The organism is Pseudomonas oryzagri (assembly GCF_020831405.1).
GTDB lineage: Bacteria > Pseudomonadota > Gammaproteobacteria > Pseudomonadales > Pseudomonadaceae > Geopseudomonas > Geopseudomonas oryzagri.
Map to the genome: position 1 here is coordinate 1 of NZ_JAJHPU010000029.1, position 1017 is coordinate 1017.

1 protein-coding gene is annotated in these 1017 nt (G+C 67.1%); it reads left to right on the forward strand.

Features of this window, described 5'->3' with window-relative positions; translation table 11 throughout:
* The coding region (locus LMJ29_RS10540; protein ID WP_229605477.1) for a tandem-95 repeat protein at positions 1-1017 on the forward strand (1017 nt) is incomplete at both ends.

Sequence of the window (1017 nt, forward strand, 5' to 3'; positions counted from 1 at the left end):
CACCAACGGCTCCCTGCTGACCGGCAGCTCCAGCGTCGACGGCCCGCTGTCGATCGCCAGCTTCACCCTGGCTGGCGAGGCCGGTCCGTTCGTGCTGGGCAGCGCCTATACCGTTACCGGCAAGGGCGAGCTCACCGTCAATGCCGACGGCAGCTACAGCTTCACCCCGGCCGCCGATTTCAATGGCAGCTTCCCGGTGATCAGCTACACCGTCACCGATGGCTCGGGCACGGACGACAGCTCGACCCTCACCATCGCCGTTACCCCGGCCAACGATGACTTCGCCGATGCCGACGAGACCCTGACCGTCGCCGAGGACAGCGCGGCCAGCACCGGCACCCTGCTGACCGGTACCAGCAGCGTCGACGGTGCGGTCGGCATCAAGGACTTCAGCATTGCCGGCGAAACCGGTCCGTTCGTGCTGGGCAGCGCCTACGTGGTGGCTGGTAAAGGCGAGATCACCATCAATGCCGACGGCAGCTATAGCTTCACCCCGGCGGCCGACTGGAACGGCAGCTTCCCGGTGGTCAGCTACACCGTCACCGACGGCTCGGGCAGCGACGACACCAGCACCCTGGCTATCACCGTCACCCCGGCCAACGACGACTTCGGCGATGCCGATGAGACCCTGACCGTTGCCGAGGACAGCACCGCCACCACCGGCACCCTGCTCTCCGGCAGCTCCAGCGTCGACGGCTCGCTGTCGATCGCCAGCTTCAGCATTGCCGGCGAGGCCGGTCCGTTCGTGCTGGGCAACGCCTATACCGTCGCCGGCAAGGGCGAGCTCACCGTCAATGCCGACGGCAGCTACAGCTTTACCCCGGCCGCCGACTTCAACGGCAGCTTCCCGGTGGTCAGCTACACCGTCACCGACGGCTCGGGCACCGACGACATCAGCACCCTCACCATCGCCGTCACCCCGGCCAACGACGACTTCACCGACGCCGACGAAACCCTGACCGTCGCCGAGGACAGCACCGCTACCAGCGGCAATCTGCTCAGTGGCAGCTCCAGCGT